Source organism: Rhizobium sp. 32-5/1 (genome assembly GCF_029537235.1).
Classification (GTDB): Bacteria; Pseudomonadota; Alphaproteobacteria; order Rhizobiales; family Rhizobiaceae; genus Pararhizobium.
This window is the reverse complement of sequence record NZ_CP120638.1, coordinates 4215972-4234413: the sequence shown is the minus strand read 5'-3', so window position 1 is coordinate 4234413 and position 18442 is coordinate 4215972. Positions and strand designations below refer to the sequence as shown.

The following is an 18442-nucleotide window of genomic DNA, read 5'->3' as shown; positions in this document are numbered from 1 at the left end:
ATAGGCGTGGGAAGCGGCTGATCCGCTTCGGATGCAATCAGAACTCAAGACGAAGAACGAGGAGATAACTCACGCGAAAATCGCGGCTCTCCAAAACGACGACGTGCGTCCTGACATGCTATACGGGAAAAAACGCGGTGGCGGTCAGCCCAGAGTCACGGGTGACAGGCGTCGAAGGCCGGTGGTCATTGGGAAATCCATGCGTGCCTCCATCCGTTCGCGTTGCAGATAGACAATCCGTAAAACGTTTCTTCGACGGATGCCAGATTGTCGCAGGCAGAATTTCCGAGATTGTCGTCGCTCCTCGCAGGGCTGTTGCCAATCGGGCACAGATTGATTATCGCCTGTCATCAACCCCATCAGTCCTGGTGATATGTCCATACACGATCTCCACATCGCCCTTTTCCAGCCCGACATTCCGGGCAATACCGGCACGATCCTGCGGCTCGCGGCCTGCCTCGGTCTGTCCGTCGATATCATCGAGCCCGCCGGTTTCGACATTTCCGATCGCAACCTGAAACGCGCCGGCATGGACTATATCGCCTCCGTCGCGCTGACCCGCCACGTCAACTGGGAGCGTTTCGAGACCTTCCGGCAGGCGGAAGGCCGGCGTCTGGTACTGGCCTCCACCAAGGCCGCCCTGCCCTATACGCGCTTTGCATTTCAGCCTGGCGACATCCTTCTGTTCGGACGCGAAAGCGCCGGCGTGCCCGATCATGTCCATGCGGCAACGCCCAACCGTATCCTCGTGCCCATGGTCGAGGGCCAGCGTTCGCTGAACGTCGCCATGTCGGTTGCGATGATCGCCGGCGAGGCCATACGCCAGATCGCACCCTGATCGTCATGCCGCCTGCTCATAGGGCCGCACATCACGGGCCTTCTTCAACGTAGCGGCCCACCATTTCAACCGTCGGAGCATAAGGAACAGGCTTGCTCGCGCCGGTTCCAGCTTGAAAGGATTGCCCTGCGCATCGAACAGCGCCCAGGCATTGGCAAAGGCGACGCTGTCACGCATCGTCACTGCATGCAGTTCTGCAAAGACCAGACGCAATTGCTCGACCGCGCGTAGCCCGCCGGAAATGCCGCCATAGGAAACAAAGCCGACCGGCTTCGCATGCCAGGGCTCGTAGCAGCTGTCGATCAGCTCCTTCAGGGCACCCGGATAGGCGTGATTATATTCCGGCGTGACGACGATGAAGGCATCGGCCTCTTCGATCGTCTGCTTGATCGCATCCGCCGTCTCCGGCTGCTCTCTTAAAACGCGCGGATCGACAAGCACCACCCGAACGCCGCTCTCGGCCCAGAGTTCGGACAGAACCCAGTTGACAACAGTGTCGCAGAACCGACCTTGCCGGATGCTGCCGTAGATCAGGCCAATGGTCATGGAATCGGACATATTTGAAAAGCTCCGTGTTTGACGTTCAGAGAGCCAATGCTATAAAACCTCAACTATAGTTGAGGTCAATACGCGATGACGGAAAAAGAAGGACATTGGAAATTTCGCCGCGAGCTGAGCGTCGGCGAAGTCGCCGCCCGCAGCGGCGTCGCTGTCTCGACGTTGCATTTCTATGAAACCAAGGGCTTGATTCACAGCCTGCGCAACCGCGGCAACCAGCGGCGTTATCCGCGCGGCGTGCTGCGGCGAGTGGCGGTGATCAAGGTCGCGCAGCGCACCGGCATTCCGCTTGCCGATATCCAGGCAGCCCTGTCGGCCCTGCCCCATGACCGCCCCCTCACCGTCCACGACTGGGCGGCCCTGTCCAAACGGTGGCGCGAAAGCCTGAATGAGCGCATCGACAAGCTCACCGCCCTTCGCGACCAGCTGACCTCCTGCATCGGCTGCGGCTGCCTGTCGATGGAGGACTGCCCGCTGCGCAACCCCGAGGACACGCTCAATGCGCGAGGATCAGGACCGCAACTGATTGAGCCGACATGAGCCAAGACACGGCCGGTTTCAATCCGCAGTCGGCAGCCGGCGCATAGTGAATTCGATCTGGTCTCCGTCCAGCTGGCGCCAGCTTTCGACTTCGGTCCAATAGGCGGCCTTTGGCCAGGCATCGAACCATTGCCGTGCCTTTTCCCGCGCCTCTGTACGTTCCAGCCGAAAAGTCTCGCGCACGAACAGGCTGTCGCTGCCATGAGGCTTTTCCCGGCGGTGCCGGTCGATCTGACGTTTCAGGCCATCAAGCGGCGGAGCCGCCGGTATTCTTGCCATCGACTTCACCTTTGCCAGCCGGACAACTGTCTCCGAAGATAGGGCGATTGGCGCGACTTTGCGAGTCCGTTTTCGCTGACTCTGGAACCGCCGCCGACTGCGTCAAATTTTCAAGGGTCATGTCCTGGCGTTGCCAAAGATGGCAAAAAAGTGAAGTGTGCGCAACATATGCGAGATCGGCAGACCGCAGGCGTAAATGCCCTGCCAATCAGGAAAAGACGATGGAACGACCGGATCTGCCGCAGGGGCTGCCTGACGATATCGAGGACAAGAAGGCCCGTGCCCGCGCCTGGTTCGAAAGCCTGCGCGATACCATCTGCGCGAGCTTCGAGACGATAGAGAACGAGTTGTCAGGACCGCTCTCTGATCGTGAGCCGGGCCGCTTCGTGGCCAAGGACTGGAGCCGCGAAAACGGAGCCGGCGGCGGTGGCCGCATGTCGATGATGGAAGGCCGCGTCTTTGAAAAGGTTGGCGTGCACACCTCCACGGTCCACGGCGAATTCTCCCCGGATTTCCGCGCCCAGATTCCGGGAGCTTCCGAAGACCCGACCTTCTGGGCCTCCGGCATCTCGCTGATCGCCCATCCGGTCAATCCGAATGTCCCGGCCGTGCACATGAACACCCGCATGGTCGTGACCACCAGCCACTGGTTCGGCGGCGGTGCGGACCTGACGCCGGTGCTCGACCGCCGTCGGGTGATGACCGATCCGGACACGCTTCTGTTTCATCGCGGCATGGAAATTACCTGCAACCGCCATGCCGTCGCCGATCATGCCCGTTTCAAGGCATGGTGCGACGAGTATTTCTTCCTGAAACACCGCAACGAGGCGCGCGGCACGGGCGGCATATTTTACGACTGGCTGCACTCTGCGGACGAAAAAGGCGGATGGGACGCGGATTTCACCTTCACGCAGGATGTCGGCAAGGCCTTCAATCTCGTCTATCCGAAAATCGTCCGTGCCAATTTCAACAAGCCGTGGACGGAAGAGGATCGCGACGAACAGTTGGTTCGCCGCGGCCGCTATGTCGAGTTCAACCTACTCTATGACCGTGGCACGCTGTTCGGCCTGAAAACCGGCGGCAATGTCAGAATCGATCCTCTCGTCCATGCCGCCCGTGGTGCGCTGGCCCTGAGCCTGCGAACAAAACGCGTGCCGGTGCGTTTCCCTGTCAGTCAACAACAGGGAGCTTCTCTCATGGTTTTCAAGGAACGCACATTTTATGGCGAGGCCCCGGAAACGGTCCTGCCGCAATCCCCGGCAGACCTCGAAACACGGGTCGCCGATTGCCTGGCAACGGTTGAGGGGTTGGATGCGTCGGACGTTTCCGTCGTTGCAGAAAATGGCACCATTGTCCTGTCCGGAACTGTCATGAGCCTGGAAGAGGTCTCGCGTGCCGAGGATGCGGCACGGTCTGTTGACGGGGTCAATGCCGTGGACAACAGAATTGTCGCATCCTCAAGAGCTTGAGAATTTGGCGCCCTTGGCGTGAGACCTCAGATAGCCTTGAGCGTCCAGGCGACAATCTCGGCGGATACATCCGCAAAGGCCGCGTCCAACGCCGCGACGAAAGCCGCATTGCCGCTGCCCCGCACCGGGACGGTGGCGCGGAACGACTTCTGCGCCCGAACGGTGCCGTTTCTGTCGTTGAGGATTTTGGCAAAAATTTCGACGATCGCCGTGTCGGCGCCTTCGGTTGCAATTTCGAAGGCGCGGATCTCCGAGATGACTTGATAGTCGATGGCGAGCCCCTCGCCCGGCTTGCCGACGCCGCCGACCTTGCCAGTGTTCTCGAACGCCTGGACAAGTTTCGCCTGAACCATTTTCGGCAGGCGGTCGCTCCATTGGGAAGCTGCAAGATACTGGATTTCCGAGGGCGAAAGCCGGATGACGACCTGCTCGCTGTCCAGCGCCTTCAGCGCGGTCGGTTCCGGCACGAGAATCTGTTTGCTGGTGGAATTCGGCCCCTCGACCTGCGGCGATGCCGACAGGCTATAGGTGTCGTTGTTGGCCTTGCCGGCGCAGGCGGACAAAGTCGCAGCAAACAAACACACAGCGGCAAAACGGATAACGCCTGCCGTGCGACCGTACCAAACACCCCGGAAATTCATGCAGCCCATACCCTTTGCCGATTCAACGGCAAGTTAAAGCGCCGTGCGTTCAAGACAAGCCAAAAGTCGCGTATATCTATGCCAGGATCACAGAAAGACTGGCGCCTATGCAGTCTTGCCACGCATTTCGACACAAGACTTAACGTCGCGTGCGCCCGTCATACTGTTTTACCGTCTCGCCGCCGAAGAGCAGACGCTGCGGATCCTTGTCGAATGTCGTAAGCGTGTTGTCGAGCGTCTGCACGGTCCGACGCGTATCGCTCACCAGCGCCTCGATGTCGCGCAGCCCGGAACCGGAGAAGCGCTTGAGGTTTTCGGCAATCGGTCCGATCTGCGCGTTGATGTTTTCCGCGACCTTGCGGAAGGATTCAAGCGTCGCGCGGGCATCGGCCGACAGCGATGGCGCATCGGCGTCGCCAAGGAACCCATCGACCTTGACGAGAATGCCATCGACACGCTTGGAGGCTGCATTCAGCGTATTGGCCATCTCGGTCACGTCGGTAATGGTCTCGTCGATTTCCGGCTGTCGCTGGGTGATCTTCTGGGCAAACTCGTTGATCGAGGCAATCGCCTTGCGGGCATCAGCGCTGGCTGCGGAAACGTCGTTGACGACGAGGCCGACCTTCTGCGGATCGACGGCAGCAATAAGCGTATCGACGCGCTTCAGCGTTGCCGTCGCATCCTTGCCGAACTGCTCATAGGTTTCCGCCGTCCGCTTGAAGGTCGCGATCGTGTCGGACACGCTCGAGGAAGCAGCACTCAGATCCTTGCTCATCTTCTCGACATTGGCGACGATCGTCTCGACCTTTTTCGGATCGACGGATTTCACCAGGGCCTCGGCCGAACCGAGTGTCGAATCCAGCTTTGCAGACGCCGAGTTGATCGAATCGGACATGCCGCTGACGCTCTCTAGGAATTTGTCGATGCCCTCCGCGTTATCGGCCAGCGACTTCGAGAATCGTTCGGCATTGCCGATCGTGTCAGTCAGCGGTTTCCGCACATCCTTGACGAAGCCCTGGAGATCGGTGATGGCCGTATTGGCACGATCAAGAATCTTGTCGGCCGTCGCCAGAAGGCTGGTAACGCTCGACTGATCGGCTGTCAGCTGTGCCGGTGTTCCCTTGTCGAGGGCAGCGCGCAGGATGTTTTCGTCGCCCTTGTTGCCGCCGCTGAGCTCGATATAGGCAGCCCCCGTCAAACCCTGGATTTCCAGCGTTGCTGTCGTCGACTTCAGAACCGGCGCATCGACGGAGACCTCGGTGACCGCGACCGAATAGCGTGGATCGTTGGAGTTAATCGCAAGATTGCGAACGGAACCGACCGGAATGCCGTTGAAGCGCACCGGCGATCCGACACTCAGGCCATTCGCAGATCCCGGGATGCTGATGACGAGCTCGACCATTTCACCGCTTCGGCCATACTGCGACATCCAGTAGACGAAGCCGAAGGCTGCAGCGATGACCATGATCGTGAAAAACCCGACAATGGCATAATTGGCTTTAGTTTCCATGGAGACCGGTACCTTCGGAATGCAAAATTGCAGTCCCTGCTTTCGACAAAAATAATGCAGGCGTGATCGCCGGCAAACACAGAAATATCAGGACGGTCTTTTGTCCTGCGAAACAATCGACCGGGCGCGTTTTCCCTGGAAATAGGCCTGAACCCACTCATCGTCGAACGCGAGCATGTCCTCGATCGTTCCTTCGACCAGCACGCGCTTCTGACCGAGCACCGCAATCCGGTCGCAGACCGAAAACAGGCTGTCGAGGTCGTGAGTCACCATATACACGGTCAATCCCAGTGTGTCGCGCAGTTTGGCGATGAGGTCGTCGAACTCCGCAGCACCGATCGGGTCGAGGCCGGATGTCGGTTCGTCGAGAAAAACCAGATCCGGATCCAGCGCCAGCGCACGCGCCAAAGCCGCACGCTTGATCATGCCGCCGGAGAGTTCGGACGGAAATTTGTTGGCAGCCTCAGGAGCCAGACCGACCAGCTCTATTTTCAGTCGCGCCAGTTCGTCCATCAAGTCCTGCGGGATATCGAGATATTCGCGCATCGGCACCTGGATGTTTTCCATCACCGTCAGCGAGGAAAAAGCGCTCCATGCTGGAAAAGCACGCCCAGTCGCATGTCGAGTTCGACGCGTTCCTCTTCGCTAACCGCATCATATTCCGCCCCGAGAATCTTGATCGAACCGGCGCGACGCGGCAAAAGCCGAAGCACCGTGCGCATCAGCACTGACTTGCCGGTGCCTGACGCACCAACGAAGCCTAAAATTTCGCCGCGATAGATATCGAGATTGAGCTTCTCGAGAACGATGTTGGAGCCGAACCCGACGGTCAGGTCGCGCACCGAAAGAACGGCCTCGGCATCCGTTCGCCGGCCTTCGCCCCTCTGCTGGCCTTCAGCGATATCATCCGCACTCATGGGCTCCTCCTCCTCCATCAGAAATCGATCGAGGCGTAGAACATGGCAAACAGCCCGTCGACCAGGATGACCACGAAGATCGATTTGACCACCGAGGACGTTACCTGCCGGCCGAGCGATTCGGCGCTGCCACCCACTTTGAGCCCCTCGACCGCTGCCACGACGCCGATGATCAGCGCCATGAACGGCGCCTTGATCATGCCGGCCAGCACCGAGGAAAAATCGACCGCCTCCTGAAGTCGGGCGAGGAATGTCGAGAACGTAATGCCTGAATAGCTCCAGGTGACGACGGCCGCACCGGTCAGAGCCGAGAAGTTCGCGATGATCGTCAGAAGCGGCAGGATGATCGTCAGCGCCACGAGGCGCGGAAACACCAGAATGCCGACGGGGCTCAAGCCCATGACCTTCAGTGCATCGATCTCCTCGCGCATCTTCATCGAGCCGATCTCGGCCGTGATCGCGCTGCCCGAACGGCCGGCGATCATGATCGCCGTCAACAGAACGCCGATTTCGCGAAGCTGGAGAATGCCAACGAGATCGACGACGAACAGTTCGGCGCCGAAATACCGCAGCTGAAAGGCGCCCTGCTGCGCGATGATCGCGCCGATGAGAAACGACATCAGCGTGATGATCGGCACGGCCTGAACGCCCATGCGGTCGATCTGGTTGACAATCGCCGCCGGCGAAAGCCCGCTATGCCGTCCAAGCTTCAACTGTGCTCCACGCACGGCGGATCCCAGAATGAACATAGCGGCAACGGTGTCGCTCCAGGTCGCCACCACGACCTTGCCGATGGGTTTGAAGAAGCGCTCGAACCGGGACTGCTTTTTCGCTTCGTCACCGGAAGGTTCGCGCAGCGATTCGGGCAAGGCGCTGACGAGTTCGATGAAGCGTGGCTTGTCGCCGGACAATTGAACGTCGGCGCCGCCTTCGACGAGACCGCCCATGAAACGGCGGATCAGCCAGGCGCCCGCGGTATCCATTGCCGTGACATCGGTTAAATCGAAGGCGACAGAGCCTGTCGCCGCGTCACCCTTCAGGCCGCCCAGCCTGTCCGCCATGGCGTGAACCGAGCGGTTACGCCAGTCGCCACTGAAACGATAGACGCGCGCACTATCGTCGCGGCCATCTTCGATCTCAACGTTGGCATCGGTCGGGGCATGGGAACGCGTCACGTCGATGAGGTCTTCCAGCAAAGGCTACATTTGATAAAACACCAGCGACTCATAGCCGCTCGGCGCGCCTCTGTCACCGATGGAAAGCATCGGACGGATTATACGCGACTGATAACGCCCTGCATCCGGAGATGTTCCATGACGATTTCCCTTCATTGCGCCGTCGAGCACTTCCCGATTGCCGGGCAGTTCACGATTTCGCGCGGCTCCAAGACCGTCGCCTCGGTCGTCACCTGCACGATCGAGGCAAACGGGAAAAAGGGCATCGGCGAATGCGTGCCCTATGCGCGTTATGGCGAGACCATCGAAGGCGTGATGGCCCACATCGAAGCGGCGCGTGTGTCGATCGAACGCGGAATGGACCGGCACGGCTTACGCGAAACGATGAAAGCCGGCGCCGCCCGCAATGCCATTGATTGCGCGCTCTGGGACCTCGAAGCCAAGGCCGCAGGCAAACCGGCCTACGTGATCGCCGGCATGGACCAACCCAGGCCCCTGACGACGGCCTATACGATTTCTCTGGGTGAGCCGGAGGTGATGGCGGCCCAGGCTGCGCGATATGCCCACCGGGCGCTGCTCAAGGTCAAAGTCGGTACCGGCGATGACGAATCGCGCATTCGCGCGGTCCGCGAAGCCGCGCCGGGCACCGGGCTCATCCTTGACGCTAATGAAGGCTGGACGCCGGACAATCTGGCCCATCATTTCGCGGTCTGTCTGGCGGCCGGCGTCTCGCTGATCGAACAACCGCTGCCGGCCGGCAAGGACGAGGCACTTGCCGCCATCGCTCGACCGGTGCCGGTCTGCGCCGATGAAAGCGTCCACCAGACGGTGGATCTTGCCGCGCTTTGCAACCGCTACGACGCGATCAACATCAAGCTCGACAAGGCGGGTGGCCTGACCGAAGCGCTGTTGATGCGCGATACAGCCAAGGCGCTCAGACTGAAAACGATGATCGGCTGCATGGTCGGCACCTCGCTTGCAATGGCGCCGGCTGTCCTTTTGGCCCAGGGCGCCGATTTCGTCGATCTTGACGGTCCTCTTCTCTTGGCGAGGGACCGCGAGCCCGGTCTGCGCTACGAAGCCTCGCTGGTCTTCCCGCCGACGGCCGATCTCTGGGGCTGAGACAAGAACGACGCTGTTGCAAAGCCGAAGCCAGCGAGCGCCACCACCGACATCGCGTAGAAGCCATCGACGCCGTACCAGCTGTAGAGATAGCCCGAGATCAAGGTCAGGATCGCCGTGAACAATCCCGTGTAGAAGAAATACAGCCCCTGCGCCGAGGATTCCTGCGCTTCTGGCACGCGCTGAACAAGGCGGTTCTGCATGCCTGTGTGCATGATCGCATAGGTGAAGGCGTGGAAACACTGGAGCACGAAATAGCCCCAGAAGCCGAGCGGCATCGGAAAGATGATCCAGCGCACCACCGCCAGCAGACAGCCCGAGAAAATCATCGTCCAGATGCTGAAGCGTCGCGTGATCGCCTTGGTGAAGAAGAACATGACAATTTCCGCAAGCACCCCTGCACTCCAGAGGAGGCCGATCTCGGTGCCGGTGAAACCGATGTGCTGCCAATAGATCGCCGAGAAGGCAAACAGCATGGCGTGGCTGGCATTGACCAGCGTCACGCCGATCAGGAGCAGTTGGAGATCGCGGGCACGCAAGGCGCGCGGCGGCGGCGAGGTTAGCGTTGCCACCACTGATGGCTGGCGCGGGCGACCGACTCGCGGTGCAGCGAGCGCAGTGATGATCGTCAGGACAAAACCACCCGCCATCGCCGGCAGCACCATGTCTCCGCCGTATATCCCGATCAGCACGCCACCGAGCATGGTCGCGCCGATGAAGGCCACCGAGCCCCAAAGCCGCATCTGGCCATAGTCGAAATGCCACCGGCGCACGCCCGTCAGCGCGATGGCCTCGACGATCGGCACATAGGGAGAATAGACGGCGCCCTGCACAGCGTAGATGATCAGCACGAACCAGAAACTGTGCGACACGAACAAGGCGAGCGCGGTAAGCAGCGACAGCATGCCCGACCAGACGAGAACCCGCGCCCGCTCGCCGATACGATCCGCAAGCAGGCCCACCAATGGCGCCGTGATGACGCGGACTAACAGCGGCACGGCGAGGATGATGCCGATCTCGAAATCATTGAGCGACAGCGTACTCAGCCAAACCGGAAAATACGGCATGGCGAACCCGTTGACGATCAGCGGGGCACAGAAAAGAAGAGCGGTGCGCAAGGCGAAATGTGCAGGCGCATCCTGACGAAACGGAGCCGAGGAAGACGGAATCATGAAAAGACCTGATGAATACCTAAAAGGCCTATCACGAGCGCCCGTCCTGCAGCCAGATGCCAGAATTCGCTACAGCGGTTTTTCAGGCTGCGTGTTGCGCAAGTGCACGGGTCATCAGCATTTCGACTTCGGATGTATCCTCGCGCTCGGCGGGCACGCTTCTCACCTGCTGCCAGGTAAGCAGTTCCATGGTGCCGTCTTCATGCTCGGCAATGGCTGTGCAGCTTTCCACCCAGTCGCCGGTATTGATGTAGCGGATGCCATCGATCTCCTCGATGACGGCGTGGTGGATATGGCCGCAGATCACGCCATCGGCATCGGCGCGGCGGGCTTCATCAGCCACCACGCGCTGGAACTCGCCGATGAAATTCACCGCATGCTTGACCTGCAGCTTGGCCCAGGCGGAAAACGACCAGTACGGCATGCCGAGGCGGCGACGGACCGCCGATAATCCGATATTGATGACAATCGCCATGTCGTAGGCCCAATCGCCGAGATAGGCGAGCAGCCGCGCATTGCGCACCACGACATCGAATTCATCGCCGTGCAGCACGAGATAACGTTTCCCATCGGCCGCCTCGTGCATATGGCGCTGGGCGACTTCGATGCCGCCGAAATGCACGCCGGGGAAATCCCGCATGAATTCGTCGTGATTGCCGGGGATATAAATGATGCGCGTGCCCTTGCGTGCCTTGCGCAGCAGTTTCTGGACAACGTCATTGCAGGGCTGCGGCCAATACCAGCTGCGCTTCAACCGCCAGCCGTCGATGATGTCGCCGACCAGGATGATGGTGTCGGCATCATGCAGCCGCAGGAAATCCAGCAGATAGTCGGTCTTTGCCGCCTTGGAGCCGAGATGGACGTCTGAAATAAACAGGGTTTTATAGTGACGGGTGGATGACGGGTTTGTTTCGGCTGTCATGCCTGCCTCGCGGTTCGGACTGTGTTCCCGCACTCAAAACCAGACTCTTGTTTCAGGAGAATGACACCGGGATGTCGCGTGACAGAGTGCGGTCTGGGCAAAACGGGTTTTCGAAACTGTACGCCGCGATTTTTTCATGCAAAAAGAACCGCAAAAGAATAGTTGAGGATCGAGCATGAACACCGGCGACAAGGCAAAGAATCCAGAAGTTCCGGAAAGCGGCGATCTCGACGCACAGGCGCTGTTCTTCCACCGCTACCCACGTCCGGGCAAGCTCGAGATCCAGCCGACCAAGCCGCTCGGCAATCAGCGTGACCTCGCGCTCGCCTATTCTCCCGGCGTTGCGGCCCCTTGCCTTGCCATCCGCGACGATCCATCGACGGCTGCCGACTATACCGCGCGCGCCAATCTGGTCGCCGTCATTTCCAACGGTACAGCGGTGCTGGGGCTCGGCAATATCGGCCCGCTCGCCTCCAAGCCGGTCATGGAAGGCAAGGCTGTCCTGTTCAAGAAATTCGCCGGCATCGACGTCTTCGACATCGAGATCGACGCGCCGGAAATCGACCGCATGGTCGACGTCATCTCGGCGCTGGAGCCCACCTTCGGCGGCATCAATCTCGAGGACATCAAGGCGCCAGAATGTTTCGAAGTCGAACGCCGCCTGCGTGAGAAGATGGACATTCCCGTCTTCCACGACGACCAGCACGGCACGGCGATCATCGTTGCGGCCGCGATCCTGAATGGCCTGGAACTCGCCGGCAAGGATATCGCCAAGGCAAAGATCGTCACATCGGGTGCCGGTGCCGCGGCGCTTGCCTGCCTCAACCTTCTCGTCACGCTCGGAGCGCAGCGCGAAACATTTGGGTCCACGATCTCGAGGGCCTCGTCTATGTCGGCCGCGAAGTGCTGATGGACCAGTGGAAGTCGATCTATGCGCAGGACAGCAAAAATCGCGTTCTCGCCGACAGCATAGGCGGAGCGGACGTCTTCCTCGGCCTGTCCGCCGCCGGCGTGCTGAAGCCGGAGCTTCTGGTGCAGATGGCCGAAAAGCCTCTCATCATGGCGCTCGCCAATCCAAACCCGGAAATCATGCCGGAACTGGCGCGCGCGGCCCGCCCGGATGCGATGATCTGCACCGGCCGCTCCGACTTCCCCAACCAGGTCAACAATGTCCTGTGTTTCCCTTATATCTTCCGCGGCGCGCTCGATTGCGGTGCCCGCACGATCAACGAAGAGATGAAGATGGCGGCGGTACGCGCCATCGCGGCCCTTGCCCGCGAGGAACCGTCGGATGTCGCGGCCCGCGCCTATTCCGGCGAGACGCCGATTTTCGGCCCCGATTATCTCATCCCCTCGCCGTTCGACCAGCGGCTGATCCTGCGCATCGCGCCGGCCGTCGCAAAGGCTGCCGCCGATAGCGGCGTCGCTGACCGGCCGATCGCCGATTTCGATGCCTATCTCGACCAGTTGAACCGCTTCGTCTTCCGCTCCGGCTTCATCATGAAGCCGATCTTCGCGGCCGCCAAAAACGCCCAGAAGAACCGCGTCATCTTCGCGGAAGGTGAAGACGAGCGCGTCCTGCGCGCCGCCCAGGTGCTTCTCGAGGACGGCACCGCCCGCCCGATCCTCATCGGCCGCCCGCAGATCATCGAATCGCGCCTGAAGCGCTACGGCCTGCGCATCCGTCCGGACACGGATTTCGAAGTGGTCAATCCCGAAGGCGATCCGCGCTTTCGCGACTATGTCGAGGAATATTTCGCGCTTGTCGGCCGCCTCGGCGTCATCCCGGAAGCCGCCCGCACGATCGTGCGCACCAACCAGACGGTAATCGGCGCGCTCGCCGTCAAGCGCGGCGAAGCCGATGCGCTGATCTGCGGCGTCGAAGGCCGCTACAGCCGGCACCTGCGCGACGTTTCGCAGATCATCGGCATGCGCAAAGGCGTGCTGGATTTCTCCGCGCTCAGCCTTTTGATCTCGCAGCGCGGCGCGACCTTCCTCACCGATACTTATGTGACCTTCAATCCGACGGCCGAGGAAATCGCCCAGAAGACGGTAATGGCCGCGCAGGAAATCCGCCGCTTCGGCATCACGCCGCGTGCGGCCCTGGTCTCCCATTCCAATTTCGGATCGCGCGATTCCGAAAGCGCCTTCAAGATGCGCAAGGCAATCCAACTGGTTCGCGAACTGGCCCCTGACCTAGAGGCGGACGGCGAAATGCATGGCGATTCCGCGATTTCGGAAATCCTGCGCCGCCGCGTCATGCCGAATTCGACGCTTGCCGGTGAAGCCAATCTTCTGGTCTTCCCAAACCTGGATGCCGCCAACATCACGCTCGGTGTCGTCAAGACCATGACAGACAGCCTGCATGTCGGGCCGATCCTGCTCGGAACCGCCCTGCCCGCCCATATCCTGTCGCCGTCGGTGACATCGCGGGGAGTTGTCAACATGGCGGCACTTGCCGTCGTCGAGGCCTCCTATCCGGAATGACACTGCAGGAAAGTGTTTAAAAGTGACTATTTATGCAACCCTAGGTTGTAAATAGATCAAAATCTCCTGTGTACTCAAAATTGTACTGGACAAGCAGCAGAACCGTTAGCATGCTAAATCCCATAAAATAACAGGGTATTGGCGCATGGCTGACCAACAGGCATTCTTTGACCTGCTGGACATTATGGAAAGCGAAAAAGCCGTTGAACCAAAACGGTTTTTCGCCCTGATGCGCAGCACGTTCCACATCGCGAACATGATATATGCGGACGTAGAGTTGCTTTCGCGCGGCTTCCGTATTCATCGGATCCACCATACCTTCGACACGTCCCTTGTTGAAGCCTACCTCGTCAGTGATTCCGGTTGTATCGACGCTGTCCTGAAGATGCCGTCAAGCGACGTACGACCCATCGATCTCGGCGAAGCCCGCAGACGATATCCCGAAGCGTTGTTTCAAGCGGCGCTTTACTTCGGCCACCCCGCGGAAGGCGTTATCCTGCCGCTATCGGCGCCAACCCGACGCTGTGCAAGGCTGATGATTCAGGCGGACATGCCCGCCGCCGAATGGACGGCTTACCGCCGCCTTCATCTGCGGGATTTCCAGTTGCTGGCTAATCTTTTTCATGCCTCTCTTCTCGAAAGCGATGAACGGCGTCTCGATCCCCTGCCTGATGCGATTGCCCTGACAAACAGGGAGACTGAGGTTCTCGGCTGGGCAGCAGCGGGAAAAAGTTATTGGGAAATTGCTACGATTCTCGGAATTACCGAACGAACCGTAAGGTTCTTCATGACCAATGCCCGGCGTAAACTGAACGTGGTCTCCAATACCCAGGCGGTTGCCCAAGCTGTGCGTCAATCTCTGATTCCTGTTTCCTGATCGTCTTCAACCGCCCCGGTATCCCCCTGTTATGGGACCGCTTTGCCTGATCCTGCAGCAGGCTACGGCATTATGACGTGTATCAGCAACCTGTCACTACCGACAGTTTTGCATCACAATCATCCCTGACAGCATCGTCTCCTCACAACCCGTGACAGGAGCGAACGATGATCAGGATATTGAACAATAAGAGTAGTAAACTCCATCCGCAAGAAATGGATGCGATGTTCCGCTTGCGAAAGCGTGTCTTCCACGACCTCCTGAAATGGGACGTATCCGTGCGCGGTGCTTGGGAGATTGACGACTATGACGATGCCAATCCTCTCTACGTCCTGTCCTACGACGACGAGACGGGACGTCTGCGCGGATCGCTTCGGCTTTTGCCGACGCTCGGTCCGAACATGCTCGACGACACCTTTCCCATCCTGCTCGGCGACAATCCACAGATCCGCAGCGCCTCGGTCTGGGAATCGAGCCGCTTCTGCATCGATCCGGAGATTTCGCAGGACCGCGCATCCAATCAGGTGACGATCGCCGCTGCCGAACTGATGTGCGGCGTCGGAGAACTCGGCCTGGCGTCCAGCCTTAGCCATATCGTGACCGTCACCGACGTATTTCTCGAGCGCATGTTCCGACGCATGGGTTGCCCCGGCGAACGCATCGGTGAGCCACAGAGGATAGGATCGGTGCAGGCCGTCGCCGTCGCCTGGGAGGTGACGGCAGACCTGCTCGATACCATGAAGTCGGCAGCCCGGCTCGATGGCTCGGTGCTGGCATCCCCCATGTCGCTGGAAACGGCGCGCGCCGCGTAGAAATCGGACGGACGAGACGGGCTGCCTCCACAGCCCGTCTCGTCCGTATGCCAAACAGCCTTGTTAACGTAAAGTCAGTGAGCGCGTTGCACCCTTCGCGAATGCCGCTATGATGGCGCTGCTTGGAAAATGCGCGATTTGCCGCAAGGCAACACCCTGCGGCCCGCTCAGACGAGAGATGAAACACGTGTCCTACCGTTCGGCAGCTATTGCGGCGCTTGTCCTGCCGTTATTCGTGGCCATGAGCGTTTCTGCGCAGGCGTCAGCCGTCTGCGACAGGCTGAATACACGCCTGTCGAACCTGCCAAAAATCGTCACCAGCAATGCCAACGCTCGCGACTACACCGCCGCGATCTCCCGTCAAAATCTCGACCTGCGCAAGGCGCGCAACGAACGCCGCCGCCTTGGATGCAGCAGCGGCAGCATCATCATCGTCGGTGGACCGAATGCGGATGCCTGCGACAGCATGGAAGCGACCATCGGCCAGATGGAAAACGACCTCGACACGCTCAAGGCCCGTCGCCAGCATCTGGTGTCTGGCGGCGACAACGACATCAATCGCCGCCGCATCCTCGCGGCGCTCGATGTCAATCGCTGCAGCGAGCAACAAGACGACGTCATCAACGCATCGGCGTCGGAACCCGAAATCCATCGCAACATCCTCGAAGGGCTTCCGAAAGCCGGCGAGACGTTCACGATGCTGCGCGGCAGCACGGACATCGACGACCTCGGCGTTCCCTCCCTCGATGGAGGGCCCCTGCGCACGATGTGTGTGCGGACCTGCGACGGCGCCTTCTTCCCGATTTCAGGAAATGCGACACCCGCCGATTTCCAACGCGATTCCGTGGCCTGCGAGCGCCGTTGCCCGGGCGCGGAAACGGAACTCTATTTTCATTCACTGGCAACCGAAGAAACCGACGAGATGGTATCGGCCGTGACGGGCCAGCCTTATACGCACCTGCCGACCGCTTTTGCCTACCGCACCCGTGACCACGGTCAGACGGCAGGACAGTGTGGCTGCAAACCGGCTGCCGTTTCCGGCTTCGGGGTCGAACAGCCCGTGATTGCAAAACAAAGCTTGCCGGCCGACGGTTCTTCGATCATCGCGGTCACCACGCCGTCTGGCAAGGAAAAGGCGGCTGCCGTCGTCGAAGACCGGCCCTACGATCCTTCCAATGCGAAAGTCCGGGTCGTCGGTCCGACCTTCCTGCCACCGCAGGAATCGGCGATCGACCTCAAACACCCGACCGGGCCCGGCTATCAGCCAGTCCAGAGCAACTGATTTATCTGTCGCTTGAACTGCTCGCACCCCAGCGATCCTCGAAGATCAGATCCTCGAGTGGCAAGCGCTGCCGCCAGCCCTTCACCGCCAATTCCGGCTCCGCATACAAGGTGTCGACATAGCCAAGGCAGAGCCAGGCAATGATCTCGATATGCTCGGGAATCGCAAGAATCTCGCGGACGTCGCGGTCCCGGAAAATGCTGACCCATCCGACACCGACACCTTCCGCGCGGGCGGCAAGCCAGAGGTTCTGCACGGCGCACACCGTCGAATAGGCGTCCATGCGGGGATTGTGGGTGCGTCCGAGGATGACTTTGCCGCCGCGTGTCGGATCACAGGTAATGCAAATGCTGAGCGGCGCCTTGCGAATGCCTTCCAGCTTGAGCGAACGATACGTGTCCTGCGTCGCGCCTGAGAACATCAGCGCGGCCTCCTCATTGGCGAGGCTGAAGGCGGCATGGGCCCTGGCCCTGATCGCAGCGTCGCGCACGAGAATGAAGTTCCAGGGCTGCATGAAGCCGACGGATGGCGCGCTGTGGGCGGCGCCCAGCAAACGCTGCACGACATCGTCGGCAAGCGGCTCTGGAAGGAACTGGTCGCGCACGTCCCGGCGCGTTTCGATGGCGCGGTAGACGGCATTCTTGTCTTCGCAGGAGAAGGCCTGCGCCTCGACCATGCGGTCGGTGCGGTCCGGTAGCATCGTTTGATCCCCAACAATGCGAAACCTCCCGCCGTCCATACGGGTCCGGTCTATCGTGTCAGGCCGGTCTTCTGACTTCGGATCAACCGATCCCGCCGCCTTCCCGGCTCCTTGCGGCTCCAGTGGCATGGTCTGCAAAACTGCCGGACCTTTGTGGCGTGATCGTCCCCGTCACAGCGTTGGGCACGTTCCGGACGTTCGCCGGATTCCGATTCTCCTGCTTGCGCAGGCACCTGACAGGCTGGATATGGGCATAAGGGGCAGCCGAAAGCAAGGCCGCCGCCAACCCGTGACTTAGCTCCACCTCAGATCGGCGCGTCCGGGTGCGGTGATCCGTCGTAGGCGCCCCAGATCGACTGGTCGAAGCAGATCACCGAGCCGGTCATCAGGCCGGATTCTGCCGACGACAGATAGGCGCAGGCACGCGCAACCTCGGCCGGATCGACGAGCCGCCCGAACGGCTGGCTGGCCGCCGCCTTCTCCAGCCAATCGGCTGGCGCACCGTGGAATTCCCGCTGGATGCGGTCCTCACCTTCGGACGCCATCCAGCCGATGTTCAGGCCGTTGACCCGGATACGATTGCGCAATACCGCATAGGCCGTGTTCTTGGTCAGCGTCTCCAGCGCGCCCTTGGAAGCACAATAGGCGCTGATGAAGGGCTGGCCGGCCTTGGCCGACATGGAGCCGATATTGACGATCGTGCCTTCGATCTTCTCGCGGCGCATGACCTTGATTGTCTCCTGCATCAGGAAGAACGGCGCGCGCACATTGATCGCGAACATGCGGTCGAACAGTTCCGGGCTCGTATCGAGGATCGTGCCCCGGTCGGTGATCGCGGCGGCATTGACCAGCGAATCGACACGGCCGAAAGCCGCATCGCAGGCGGCAACCACCTTTGCGGCGTCCTCCACCTTTTCAAGATCCGCCTGAACGTAGACCACTCTCGTTCCCGTCGCCTTCCCGATCTCGGCCGCCTTGGCCTCGCCCTTGCCGGCATTGCGCCCGCATATCACGATGCCTGCGGCCCCCGCTCGGCAAAAAGCCCGGCAATAGTCGCGCCCAAACCCTGCGTTCCGCCGGTAACAATGGCGATCTTTCCGTCCAGACGCCCATAATCCTTGGTCATTGTCTCTCCTCCATT

General features: G+C 60.4%; 15 protein-coding genes, 4 pseudogenes and 1 riboswitch. Of the genes and pseudogenes, 9 read left to right on the top strand and 10 right to left on the bottom strand.

Annotated features, from left to right (window positions below; translation table 11 throughout):
* The first annotated feature begins 379 nt into the window (after positions 1-379).
* Positions 380-838, top strand: coding sequence for a tRNA (cytidine(34)-2'-O)-methyltransferase (locus P6U16_RS21240; RefSeq protein WP_277703937.1), 459 nt, complete (start codon positions 380-382; stop codon positions 836-838).
* Positions 839-841: 3 nt separating this feature from the next.
* Here the strand turns inward: P6U16_RS21240 and P6U16_RS21235 are convergent, their stop codons facing one another.
* Positions 842-1396 (bottom strand): NAD(P)H-dependent oxidoreductase, encoded by a 555-nt coding sequence (locus tag P6U16_RS21235; protein WP_277702105.1) that lies wholly within the window; start codon positions 1394-1396, stop codon positions 842-844.
* Positions 1397-1471: 75 nt separating this feature from the next.
* On the opposite strand from P6U16_RS21235, the gene soxR reads away from it, so the two are divergent.
* Positions 1472-1936 (top strand): redox-sensitive transcriptional activator SoxR, encoded by a 465-nt coding sequence (gene soxR / locus P6U16_RS21230; RefSeq protein ID WP_277702104.1) that lies wholly within the window; start codon positions 1472-1474, stop codon positions 1934-1936.
* A gap of 18 nt (positions 1937-1954) precedes the next feature.
* On the opposite strand, the gene P6U16_RS21225 is transcribed toward soxR, so the two are convergent.
* Positions 1955-2215 carry a hypothetical protein gene (locus tag P6U16_RS21225; RefSeq protein ID WP_277702103.1) on the bottom strand — a complete coding sequence of 87 codons (261 nt, stop codon included), beginning with the start codon at positions 2213-2215 and terminating at the stop codon, positions 1955-1957.
* 221 nt (positions 2216-2436) lie between these two features.
* Here P6U16_RS21225 and hemF point away from each other — a divergent pair.
* Together hemF and P6U16_RS21215 are read left to right on the top strand one after the other, a co-directional pair.
* Positions 2437-3349: pseudogene (hemF, locus tag P6U16_RS21220) on the top strand (oxygen-dependent coproporphyrinogen oxidase).
* A gap of 62 nt (positions 3350-3411) precedes the next feature.
* A complete protein-coding gene (locus P6U16_RS21215) occupies positions 3412-3684 on the top strand; it encodes a BON domain-containing protein (RefSeq protein ID WP_277702102.1) in 273 nt (90 codons plus the stop codon).
* 26 nt (positions 3685-3710) lie between these two features.
* On the opposite strand, the gene P6U16_RS21210 is transcribed toward P6U16_RS21215, so the two are convergent.
* The 4 genes and pseudogenes from P6U16_RS21210 to P6U16_RS21195 all read right to left on the bottom strand — a co-directional run bounded on the left by P6U16_RS21210 (position 3711) and on the right by P6U16_RS21195 (position 7927).
* Positions 3711-4325, bottom strand: a complete 615-nt coding sequence (locus tag P6U16_RS21210; protein ID WP_277702101.1) for an ABC-type transport auxiliary lipoprotein family protein — start codon at positions 4323-4325, stop codon at positions 3711-3713.
* Positions 4326-4464: 139 nt separating this feature from the next.
* Positions 4465-5835 carry an MlaD family protein gene (locus P6U16_RS21205; RefSeq protein ID WP_277702100.1) on the bottom strand — a complete coding sequence of 457 codons (1371 nt, stop codon included), beginning with the start codon at positions 5833-5835 and terminating at the stop codon, positions 4465-4467.
* An 87-nt stretch (positions 5836-5922) separates the two neighbouring features.
* Positions 5923-6752: pseudogene (locus P6U16_RS21200) on the bottom strand (ATP-binding cassette domain-containing protein).
* A gap of 17 nt (positions 6753-6769) precedes the next feature.
* Positions 6770-7927, bottom strand: coding sequence for an ABC transporter permease (locus P6U16_RS21195; RefSeq protein ID WP_277702099.1), 1158 nt, complete (start codon positions 7925-7927; stop codon positions 6770-6772).
* A 138-nt stretch (positions 7928-8065) separates the two neighbouring features.
* On the opposite strand from P6U16_RS21195, the gene dgcA reads away from it, so the two are divergent.
* A complete protein-coding gene (gene dgcA, locus P6U16_RS21190; protein ID WP_277702098.1) occupies positions 8066-9049 on the top strand; it encodes an N-acetyl-D-Glu racemase DgcA in 984 nt (327 codons plus the stop codon).
* Here dgcA and P6U16_RS21185 read toward each other — a convergent pair.
* The gene (locus P6U16_RS21185; RefSeq protein ID WP_277702097.1) at positions 9001-10221 is read right to left on the bottom strand and encodes an MFS transporter; all 1221 of its coding nucleotides are present in this window, start codon (positions 10219-10221) and stop codon (positions 9001-9003) included. The genes dgcA and P6U16_RS21185 overlap by 49 nt on opposite strands.
* Positions 10222-10303: 82 nt before the next feature.
* A complete protein-coding gene (locus P6U16_RS21180) occupies positions 10304-11143 on the bottom strand; it encodes a UDP-2,3-diacylglucosamine diphosphatase (RefSeq protein WP_277702096.1) in 840 nt (279 codons plus the stop codon).
* 175 nt (positions 11144-11318) lie between these two features.
* Between P6U16_RS21180 and P6U16_RS21175 the strand changes: the two are divergent.
* The 4 genes and pseudogenes from P6U16_RS21175 (at position 11319) to P6U16_RS21160 (ending at position 16601) form a co-directional block, all read left to right on the top strand.
* Positions 11319-13630 (top strand): annotated as a pseudogene (locus tag P6U16_RS21175) (NADP-dependent malic enzyme).
* Between the two features lie 145 nt (positions 13631-13775).
* Positions 13776-14507 (top strand): LuxR C-terminal-related transcriptional regulator, encoded by a 732-nt coding sequence (locus P6U16_RS21170; protein ID WP_277702095.1) that lies wholly within the window; start codon positions 13776-13778, stop codon positions 14505-14507.
* A 167-nt stretch (positions 14508-14674) separates the two neighbouring features.
* The gene (locus tag P6U16_RS21165; RefSeq protein ID WP_277702094.1) at positions 14675-15319 is read left to right on the top strand and encodes an acyl-homoserine-lactone synthase; all 645 of its coding nucleotides are present in this window, start codon (positions 14675-14677) and stop codon (positions 15317-15319) included.
* A 178-nt stretch (positions 15320-15497) separates the two neighbouring features.
* Positions 15498-16601, top strand: coding sequence for a DUF2865 domain-containing protein (locus tag P6U16_RS21160; RefSeq protein ID WP_277703936.1), 1104 nt, complete (start codon positions 15498-15500; stop codon positions 16599-16601).
* A 1-nt stretch (position 16602) separates the two neighbouring features.
* Here the strand turns inward: P6U16_RS21160 and bluB are convergent, their stop codons facing one another.
* Together bluB and P6U16_RS21150 are read right to left on the bottom strand one after the other, a co-directional pair.
* On the bottom strand, positions 16603-17301 hold the full coding sequence (gene bluB / locus P6U16_RS21155; protein ID WP_277702093.1) for a 5,6-dimethylbenzimidazole synthase: 699 nt from the start codon (positions 17299-17301) through the stop codon (positions 16603-16605).
* Between the two features lie 43 nt (positions 17302-17344).
* Positions 17345-17553, bottom strand: a riboswitch (cobalamin riboswitch).
* A gap of 53 nt (positions 17554-17606) precedes the next feature.
* Positions 17607-18427: pseudogene (locus tag P6U16_RS21150) on the bottom strand (SDR family oxidoreductase).
* Between the last annotated feature and the right edge of the window lie 15 nt (positions 18428-18442).

What these genes read in the sequence shown, in the direction of transcription:
- P6U16_RS21235 (WP_277702105.1), bottom strand. Translation starts at nt 1,396, where the DNA reads ATGTCCGATTCCATGACCATTGGCCTGATCTACGGCAGCATCCGGCAA.
- soxR (WP_277702104.1), top strand. Translation starts at nt 1,472, where the DNA reads ATGACGGAAAAAGAAGGACATTGGAAATTTCGCCGCGAGCTGAGCGTC.
- P6U16_RS21225 (WP_277702103.1), bottom strand. Translation starts at nt 2,215, where the DNA reads ATGGCAAGAATACCGGCGGCTCCGCCGCTTGATGGCCTGAAACGTCAG.
- P6U16_RS21215 (WP_277702102.1), top strand. Translation starts at nt 3,412, where the DNA reads ATGGTTTTCAAGGAACGCACATTTTATGGCGAGGCCCCGGAAACGGTC.
- P6U16_RS21210 (WP_277702101.1), bottom strand. Translation starts at nt 4,325, where the DNA reads ATGAATTTCCGGGGTGTTTGGTACGGTCGCACGGCAGGCGTTATCCGT.
- P6U16_RS21205 (WP_277702100.1), bottom strand. Translation starts at nt 5,835, where the DNA reads ATGGAAACTAAAGCCAATTATGCCATTGTCGGGTTTTTCACGATCATG.
- dgcA (WP_277702098.1), top strand. Translation starts at nt 8,066, where the DNA reads ATGACGATTTCCCTTCATTGCGCCGTCGAGCACTTCCCGATTGCCGGG.
- P6U16_RS21185 (WP_277702097.1), bottom strand. Translation starts at nt 10,221, where the DNA reads ATGATTCCGTCTTCCTCGGCTCCGTTTCGTCAGGATGCGCCTGCACAT.
- P6U16_RS21180 (WP_277702096.1), bottom strand. Translation starts at nt 11,143, where the DNA reads ATGACAGCCGAAACAAACCCGTCATCCACCCGTCACTATAAAACCCTG.
- P6U16_RS21170 (WP_277702095.1), top strand. Translation starts at nt 13,776, where the DNA reads ATGGCTGACCAACAGGCATTCTTTGACCTGCTGGACATTATGGAAAGC.
- P6U16_RS21165 (WP_277702094.1), top strand. Translation starts at nt 14,675, where the DNA reads ATGATCAGGATATTGAACAATAAGAGTAGTAAACTCCATCCGCAAGAA.
- P6U16_RS21160 (WP_277703936.1), top strand. Translation starts at nt 15,498, where the DNA reads ATGAAACACGTGTCCTACCGTTCGGCAGCTATTGCGGCGCTTGTCCTG.
- bluB (WP_277702093.1), bottom strand. Translation starts at nt 17,301, where the DNA reads ATGCTACCGGACCGCACCGACCGCATGGTCGAGGCGCAGGCCTTCTCC.